The sequence below is a fragment of the Actinomadura sp. BRA 177 genome (genome assembly GCF_013372625.1).
Lineage (GTDB): Bacteria > Actinomycetota > Actinomycetes > Streptosporangiales > Streptosporangiaceae > Spirillospora.
In genome coordinates this window covers 1-7,992 of sequence record NZ_JABXFD010000117.1, presented here as the reverse complement: position 1 = coordinate 7,992, position 7,992 = coordinate 1, and the positions used below count along the sequence as shown (strand labels likewise).

The window sequence follows — 7,992 nt, the reverse complement described above, 5'->3', positions numbered from 1 at the left end:
GGGGGGGAGGGTGGCGCCGTGCTCGCGGCCGGCAGCGGCCACGCAGCCGACGGTGACGTGGGGGGGCGCGCCGGTCGCGGCGGGGACGGCCGCGGGGTCGCGGGCGTCGGGGCGGGCGACGGCGTCGGCGAGGCCGGAGGCGGCGAGGCGCTCCGCCTCCTGCGCGGTGGGCACGAGCCCGACCACGCGGGACGCGCCGGCGCGGCGGGCTGCGGCGAGCGACAGGCAGCCGGACTTGCCGGCGGCGCCCAGCACCGCGACCGTCGGGGCGTCCTTGGCGGCCACGACTCGGGCGGTGAGGGCGGGGGCGCCGCACACGTCCATGACGGCGAGGGCCAGCGGCACCGGCATGTCGGCGGGCAGCACGGCGGCGATCGAGCGGGCGAACAGGATCGCGTGGCCGCGCGCGGGGACCTGCTCCGACAGGCCGTCCCAGCCGGCGAGGCCGTCGGAGATCGCCAGCGGGGTGAGGGTCAGGGAGACCAGCGTGGCGACGCGGTCGCCGGGCTTGAGGCCGAGCGGCGACTCCGGCCCCGCCCCCTCGACGACGCCGACGAGCATGCCGCCCGACCCGGTGACCGGGTTGTGCATCTTGCCGCGCTCCCCGATGATCCGCAGCACCTCGGCGCGGATCGCGTCCGGGTCGCCGCCGTGCGCGGTGTGCAGCTGCCGGTAGGACGCGGCGTCCAGATTGAGGCGCTCGACGGCGATGCGGACCTCGTCGGGCCGGACGCGCGGGTCGGTGTCCAGCCGGTGCGCGGCCTGCGGCAGCACGCCCGCGGGCTCCAGCACCCGGTGCAGCCCGGCCGCCGTCCCCGTCCCGTCGGTCATCGCCGTCCCGCCTCTCCGTCGAAATCGCCTGGTGTAGCGCAAGATGTACAGGGCACCACTGGTTTCAACGAAAGTCTTCCCGTAACGTCGGGCCTATACAAGAGTTTTGCGCGATCAATGTGAGGCGAGGAGGCGGTCGACGATGACCACTGCCCTGCACCCGGACGCGGCCGTATCCGGCGACGCGTCCGACGGGACCGCACGCCAGCCGTACGCCTACCGGCGGCGGCCCCTGGAGGAGCCCGACTGGCGGCGCCTGCCGGGCTGGCGGGACGTCACGCGGGACGAATGGGAGTCGGCGCAGTGGCAGCGCGCCCACTGCGTCAAGAACCTGCGGCAGCTCCGCCAGGTCATGGGCGACCGGCTGGACGAGTCGTTCTACGCCGACCTGGAGCGCGACCAGGCCGAGCGCGCCACGATGTCGATGCTGCTGCCCCCGCAGATGCTCAACACGATGGACTCCTCGTCCACCGGCGCCTTCCACGCCGACCCCGTGCGGCGCTACATGCTCCCGGTGTTCAGCGACCGGCGCACCGACTGGCCGTCCCACCCGCACGCCTCCCGCGACTCGCTGCACGAGGCCGAGATGTGGGCCGTCGAGGGCCTCACCCACCGCTACCCCACCAAGGTGCTGGCCGAGCTCCTGCCCACGTGCCCGCAGTACTGCGGCCACTGCACCCGCATGGACCTGGTCGGCAACTCCACCCCGAACGTCGACAAGCACAAGTTCACCATCAAGCCGCCGGACCGGCTCGGCGCCATGCTCGACTACCTGCGCCGCACCCCCGGCGTCCGCGACGTGGTCGTCTCCGGCGGCGACGTCGCCAACATGCCGTGGGCGCGGCTGGAGTCGTTCGTCGACGCGCTGCTGGACATCGACAACATCCGCGACATCCGCCTCGCCAGCAAGGCGCTGATGGGCCTGCCGCAGCACTGGCTGCAGGACGACGTCCGCGCCGGCATGGAGCGGCTCGCCACCAAGGCGCACGAGCGCGGCGCGCAGATCGCGATCCACACCCACGTCAACGCCGCCCAGTCGGTGACCCCGCTCGTGGCGAAGGCCGCCCGCGCGATGCTCGACACCGGCATCCGGGACGTCCGCAACCAGGGCGTGCTGCTGCGCGGCGTGAACGACACCCCGGACGCGCTGCTCGACCTGTCGTTCGCGCTGCTCGACGAGGCCGGGATCATGCCGTACTACCTGTACATGTGCGACATGATCCCGAACAGCGAGCACTGGCGGCTCGCGGTCTGGGAGGCGCAGGAGCTGCAGCACGCGATCATGGGCTACCTGCCCGGCTTCGCCACCCCGCGCATCGTCTGCGACGTCCCCTACGTCGGCAAGCGCTGGGTGCACCAGCTCGCCGACTACGACCGCGAGCGCGGCATCTCCTACTGGACCAAGAACTACCGCACCGGCCTGGAGCTCTCCGACCCGGACGCCCTGACCCGCCGCTACGAATACCACGACCCGATCTACACCCTGCCCGAGGAAGGCCGGGAGTGGTGGCGCGAACGCTCCGAGGCCGCCTGACGCGCCGACGCGCCGACGCGCCGACGCGCCGTCCAACGAGGACGGTGGCAAGTAGTCGCTTGTGACGGTAAAGGCCGTATGGGGAGGGTGGCAAGCAGCCGTTCGCGATGGTGAGTTCACAACCCGCCCGGCGCCTTTACGTTGTAGATCGCATATGGGCGGAATAGCCTAGGGCGGGTGACTTCCGACCTGACCTCGGCCGATCCGACCGCCGCCGATCTGGAGGACGACCCGCATCCGCATCTCGCGCGGCTGCGGGAGCGCGCCCCGGCCGCCCTGCTCCCCGGGCTGGGCGGCTGGCTGGTCACCTCCCGCGACCTGGCGCTGCGGGTGATGCGCGACGCGGACGCCTTCACCGTGGACGACCCGCGCTTCTCCACCGCCCAGGTCGTCGGGCCGAGCATGCTGTCGCTGGACGGCCCCGCCCACACCCGGCACCGCGACCCGTTCGCGCGCCCGTTCCGCCCGGCGCGGACCCGCGAGCGGTTCACCGCGTTCGTCGAGGCGGAGGCCGCCCGGCTCGTGGACGGGTTCGCACCCGCCGGCCGGGCGGAGCTGCGCGGCGACCTGGCCGGGCCGCTCGCCGTCGCGGCCGTCACCGAGGCGCTGGGCCTGGACGGCGTGGACGCCGCGACCGTCCGGTCCTGGTACGGCGCGTTCGTCGACGCGGTCTCCGCGATCACCGCGTGCGGCACCGCCCCGCCCGGCGCGGGCGAGGCGTACGAGCTGCTCACCGCGGCGGTCGAGGAGGCGATCACCGCCTCGCACCCCGGCTCGCTGCTGGCCGAGGCCGCGCGGGACGAGGCCCGCCTGACCACGCCGGAGGTCGTCGCGAACTCCGCGATCCTGATGTTCGGCGGCATCGACACCACCGAGGGCATGATCGCCAACGCCGCGCTGCACCTGCTCGGCCACCCCGACCAGCTGCGGCTCGTCCTGGACGACCCGGACCTGCTCCCGGCGGCGGTCGAGGAGTCGCTGCGGCTGGAGCCCGCGGCGTCGGTCGTCGACCGGTACGCCACCCGCGACGTCGCGCTCGGCGGGGCGGAGATCCGCGCGGGCGACCTGGTGCGGGTGTCGATCGCCGGCGCCAACCGCGACCCGGCGGTCTTCCCCGACCCGGACCGCTTCGACGTCCGGCGGCACAACGCCGACGACCACCTGGCGTTCGCGCACGGCCCGCACTTCTGCTTCGGCTCCCACCTGGCCCGCCTGGAGACCCGGACGGCCCTCGCCGCGCTCCTCGACCGGCTCCCCGGGCTGCGGCTCGACCCGGACCGTCCGGCGCGCCCGCACGGCCTGGTGTTCCGCAAGCCGCCGCGCCTGGACGTCCGATGGGGCCGCTAAAGGCCAGTTCAGGCCCCGTGCCACGGCCATACGGGCGCACCGGATATGGGAATATGTCGCCATGATCGTGGAACGCCGAGTCGAGCTGCGCTTCGGGCTGGAGAGCCGGGAAGCCGAGACGCACACCAACCTGTCCGCCGTGCGCCAGGACGGCCGCTGCCTATGGGTGGCGGGCGACGAGACGGCCACCATCGAGCGGCTCACCGCCGTCCTCGACGACGACGGCCGGGTCACCGGCTACGACGCGCAGGCCACGGTCGCGCTCGCCGACCTCGTCCCGCTGCCCGCCGGCCGCGACGAGGAGGCCGACATCGAGGGCCTCGCGCGCGCCAACGGCTGGCTGTGGGCGATCGGGTCGCACAGCCTCAAGCGCAAGAAGATCAAGCCGGGGCAGAGCGATGCGAAGTCGCGCAAGCGGCTCGCCACCGTCGTACGCGAGGACAACCGCTTCATCCTCGCCCGGCTCCCCCTCGCCACCGGCGAGGACGGGCTGCCCGCCGTCGTCCGCGAGGCCGACAACGGGCGCACCGCCGCCGTCCTCGGCCTCGACAAGGACTCCATCACCGACCTGCTGGAGGACGACCCGCACCTCGCGCCGTTCCTGTCGATCCCGAGCAAGGACAACGGCATCGACATCGAGGGCATCGCCGCGCACGGCGACCGCCTCTACATCGGCCTGCGCGGGCCGGTGCTGCGCGGCTGGGCGGTACTGGTGGAGATCCGCCCCGAGACCGACCCGGACGACCCGCGGCGGCTGCGGCTGCTGCCCGTCGGCGACGGCAAGGACCGCTACCGCACGCACTTCCTCGACCTCGGCGGCCTCGGCATCCGGGACCTGTGCCCGCACGGCGACGACCTCCTCGTCCTCACCGGCCCGAGCATGGACCTGGACGGCCCGGTCCGCGTCGTCCGGTGGCGGAACGCGGCCCGGCTGGACGCCCCCGAGATCGTCCCCGCCGACGAACTGGAGACGCTGGGCGACCTCCCCTACGGCGACGGCGACGACCACGCCGAGGGCATCGCGGTTCTGGACGAGCCCGGCATGCGCCTCATGGTCGTCTACGACAGCCCGTCCCCCGACCGCCTCACCAACTCCGGCGGCGTCCTCGCAGACGTAGTGCGCCTCAACTGAACAACCCCACCCGACCAGCCCCGTTCGACCGCCCCCCCGGTCGAACGGGGCCCCGGTTCAGCGAATCCCCGGGGTGACCGGCCCCCGGCCGAGCAGGTCCCGGCCGAACGGACCCCGGGTGAGCGGACCCCGGCTGAGCAGGCCCCCGATCGAACGGACCCGGCCGAGCGGACCCCCTTTCAGTGGACCCCGGTCAAGCGGATTCCTGGTTCTGCGGTCCTCGGTTCAGCGGATCCCGGCCGAGTTGGCCCGGCCGAACGGGCCCGGCCGAACGAACCCGAGTAGGCAGACCCGTTTCAGCGGATCCCGGTTGAACTGGCCCGGCCGAACGGACCCGAGTGGACGGACCCGAGTGGACGGACCCGATTCAGCGGACCCCGGTCGAACGGATCCCGAAGTCAGCTGACCTCGGTCTCGCGGAGCCCGGATGAAGGATCCGGGTGAGCGGGGTCTCGGTTCAGCGGATTCCGATTGAGCGGGTCCCGCCGCCCTGGTTGGTCACCACGATGACCGCCAGGTCGGGGCGGCGGCCGTAGGGGCCGACGATCAGGCCGTTCTGGTCGTGCAGGAACGCCAGGTCGCCGAGCAGGGCGTACGAGCGGCCGGCCGCTGTGCGCCGGAGCGGCGCCCATCGCCGTCCCGGGTGGCGGTACCCGAATAAGCGCTTGCTTCCGCGCTCTGCTTGGATGGGCTCCGGCAACCGGCTGAACGCGAAGGGGCAGGACATAGCATGATCGAGTGGTCCGAGGAAGACCTGATGATCCGGGACGCCGTGCGCGGCTGGATCGACGCCGAGGTCAGGCCCAACCTGGACGCCCTGGAGTCCGGCGAACTCCCGCCCTACGACCTGCTCCGCAGCCTGTACAAGACGTTCGGGATGGACGAGATGGCCCGCTCGTCCTTCCAGGCCCGGCTCGCCCGTGAGAGAGAGGGCGGCTCGGACGAGCGCGAGGACGAGGAGAAGCAGGGCGGCGGGAACGCGGCGATGACCATGCTGCCGGTCATCGAGCTGTGCAAGGTCGCCCCCGGCCTGGTGTCGGCGATGGGCGTCGGGCTCGGCCTCGCCGCCGGGACGATCATGAAGCGCGGCACGCCCGAGCAAAAGGAGCGCTGGGCGCTGCCGCTGCTCACCATGGAGAAGGTCGGCGCGTGGGCGATCACCGAGCCCAACTCCGGGTCGGACGCGTTCGGCGGCATGCAGGCCACCGCGAAGAAGGTCGGCGACGAGTACGTCCTCAACGGCAGCAAGACCTTCATCACCAACGGCCCCTACGCCGACACGATCGTCTTCTACTGCAAGCTCGATCAGGACCGTCCTCCAGCCCATTCAAACGACGAGCTCCGCTCGGACGCTCGCAGCCCGCGCGACCGGGAGATCCTCACGTTCGTCCTGGACCGGGGCATGGACGGGCTGGAGCAGAGCAAGCCGCTGCGCAAGATGGGCCTGCACTCCTCCCCCACCGGCGAGCTGTTCCTCAACGACGTCCGCGCCGGCGCCGACCGGCTGCTGAGCTCCGGCTCGCAGGGCGGCAAGGAGTCGGCGAAGCAGAACTTCGTCACCGAGCGCGCCGGTGTCGCCGCGATGGCGCTCGGCGTCATCGAGGAGTGCCTGAAGCTGTCGGTCGAGTACGCCAAGACCCGCGAGCTGTGGGGGCAGCGCATCGGCGACTTCCAGCTCATCCAGCTGAAGCTGGCCAGGATGGAGGTCGCGCGGCTCAACGTCCAGAACCTGGTGTTCCGGCACATCGAGATGCAGCGCGCCGGCCGCGCCCCGACGCTCGCCGAGGCGTCGGCGATGAAGCTGTACGCGGCGCAGGCCGCCAGCGAGGTCGCGCAGGAGGCGGTGCAGCTGTTCGGTGGCAACGGCTACATGAGCGAGTACCGCGTCGAGCAACTCGCCCGTGACGCCAAGTCGTTCCAGATCTACGCCGGCACCGACGAGATCCAGGTGACGCACATCGCGCGCGATCTGCTGTCCCGCTGACACGAATGCGGGGGGTCACACGGGCACCACGACACCGTGGCGTGACCTCTACGTTGCGCCCGAGGCGAGGGCATCAACAATCAACCCCGGCGGAGGCTCCGGAAAAGCGCCGCCCGCCGCGAACTTCCGCGGCGGGCAGGCCATCGAACAGGCTGGGGGGCGGGTGAGGGCGATCGCCCTCACCCGCCCCCTAGGGCCGACGGCCTTTTCTGGACAGCCGACGATGGGGACTGGATACTCACAGCCATGGACGGTCAGCCCTCATTCCCGGTGAGAGCGTCCGACACGGAACGGGACCGGGCACTGCGCGTCCTCAGCGACCGCGTGGCCGAGGGCCGGATGTCGAACGACACGTTCGAGCGCCGTGTGGACCAGGTGCTGCGGGCGCGCAGCCAGGCGGAGCTGGCCGGCATCGTGCACGACCTGCCGCCGCAGAACCGCGTGCTCGACCGGCTGACCGGTCTCGTCTCCTCGGTGTCGCAGGTGACGGCGCGGATCGAGGCGGCCTGGCGGGCGCCGCGGCTGCCCCGGTTCATGCTGCCGCCGGGCGACCTGAAGCGGATCGTCGTCGGCCGCGCCCCGGCCTGCCAGTTCATCCTCACCGACCTGACCGTCTCCCGCTTCCACGCGGAGATCTACCGGGCGGACGAGGGCTGGATGATCTCCGACCTAGGCTCCATGAACGGCACCCGCGTCAACGGCTGGCGCCTGACCGGCCCGACCCGCCTACGCCCCGGCGACGAGGTCGGCTTCGGCAACTCCTCCTTCATCGCCGCCGCCCCCTGACCACAGACGACAGATACCAAAATCTGTCACCTCCACCACGTCACTCCGCCTGACAGATTTCAACATCTGTCAGTTCGCCGACGCACCTCGCACGAAATCCCACTGCTCCACGCCCCCCCACACGCTCCATCCCCCACACGCTCCATCCCCTCACACACTCCACTTCCCTCCGCACGGTCCACTTTCCCCAGGACGATCACTTCCTTCGCATAACCTCGCTTCCCTCCCGCTGGCCACTGTCACTACCTCCGCACGGTCCACTTTTCCCCGGACGATCACTGCCCCGGACGATCACTGCCCCCGGGACGGTCCACTCTCCCCGGGCGATCACTCCTCCCCCGGACGATGACTCACCCCGAACGGCCACCTCCCCCCGAC

The 7,992-nt window shown here is 72.0% G+C and carries 7 protein-coding genes; 5 read left to right on the top strand and 2 right to left on the bottom strand.

Features of this window, described 5'->3' with window-relative positions; translation table 11 throughout:
• Positions 1-831: L-erythro-3,5-diaminohexanoate dehydrogenase (locus HUX53_RS03300; protein WP_176401693.1), on the bottom strand; the 831-nt coding region annotated here is incomplete at its 3' end.
• Positions 832-973: 142 nt separating this feature from the next.
• Between HUX53_RS03300 and HUX53_RS03295 the strand changes: the two genes are divergently transcribed.
• The 3 genes from HUX53_RS03295 to HUX53_RS03285 all read left to right on the top strand — a co-directional run bounded on the left by HUX53_RS03295 (position 974) and on the right by HUX53_RS03285 (position 4,844).
• Complete coding sequence (locus tag HUX53_RS03295) at positions 974-2,365, top strand: KamA family radical SAM protein (RefSeq protein ID WP_176401692.1); 1,392 nt, start codon at positions 974-976, stop codon at positions 2,363-2,365.
• Positions 2,366-2,542: 177 nt separating this feature from the next.
• Entirely contained in the window at positions 2,543-3,712 is a 1,170-nt protein-coding gene (locus HUX53_RS03290; protein WP_176401691.1) for a cytochrome P450, read from the top strand.
• Between the two features lie 61 nt (positions 3,713-3,773).
• Positions 3,774-4,844 (top strand): DUF3616 domain-containing protein, encoded by a 1,071-nt coding sequence (locus HUX53_RS03285; protein WP_176401690.1) that lies wholly within the window; start codon positions 3,774-3,776, stop codon positions 4,842-4,844.
• A 457-nt stretch (positions 4,845-5,301) separates the two neighbouring features.
• Here HUX53_RS03285 and HUX53_RS03280 read toward each other — a convergent pair whose 3' ends face one another.
• A complete protein-coding gene (locus HUX53_RS03280; protein WP_176401687.1) occupies positions 5,302-5,571 on the bottom strand; it encodes a hypothetical protein in 270 nt (89 codons plus the stop codon).
• A gap of 3 nt (positions 5,572-5,574) precedes the next feature.
• On the opposite strand from HUX53_RS03280, the gene HUX53_RS03275 reads away from it, so the two are divergent.
• Together HUX53_RS03275 and HUX53_RS03270 are read left to right on the top strand one after the other, a co-directional pair.
• The gene (locus HUX53_RS03275) at positions 5,575-6,828 is read left to right on the top strand and encodes an acyl-CoA dehydrogenase family protein (protein ID WP_176401689.1); all 1,254 of its coding nucleotides are present in this window, start codon (positions 5,575-5,577) and stop codon (positions 6,826-6,828) included.
• Between the two features lie 246 nt (positions 6,829-7,074).
• On the top strand, positions 7,075-7,614 hold the full coding sequence (locus tag HUX53_RS03270; protein ID WP_176401688.1) for a DUF1707 and FHA domain-containing protein: 540 nt from the start codon (positions 7,075-7,077) through the stop codon (positions 7,612-7,614).
• Positions 7,615-7,992 lie beyond the last annotated feature (378 nt).

What these genes read in the sequence shown, in the direction of transcription:
- HUX53_RS03295 (WP_176401692.1), top strand. Translation starts at nt 974, where the DNA reads ATGACCACTGCCCTGCACCCGGACGCGGCCGTATCCGGCGACGCGTCC.
- HUX53_RS03285 (WP_176401690.1), top strand. Translation starts at nt 3,774, where the DNA reads ATGATCGTGGAACGCCGAGTCGAGCTGCGCTTCGGGCTGGAGAGCCGG.
- HUX53_RS03280 (WP_176401687.1), bottom strand. Translation starts at nt 5,571, where the DNA reads ATGTCCTGCCCCTTCGCGTTCAGCCGGTTGCCGGAGCCCATCCAAGCA.
- HUX53_RS03275 (WP_176401689.1), top strand. Translation starts at nt 5,575, where the DNA reads ATGATCGAGTGGTCCGAGGAAGACCTGATGATCCGGGACGCCGTGCGC.
- HUX53_RS03270 (WP_176401688.1), top strand. Translation starts at nt 7,075, where the DNA reads ATGGACGGTCAGCCCTCATTCCCGGTGAGAGCGTCCGACACGGAACGG.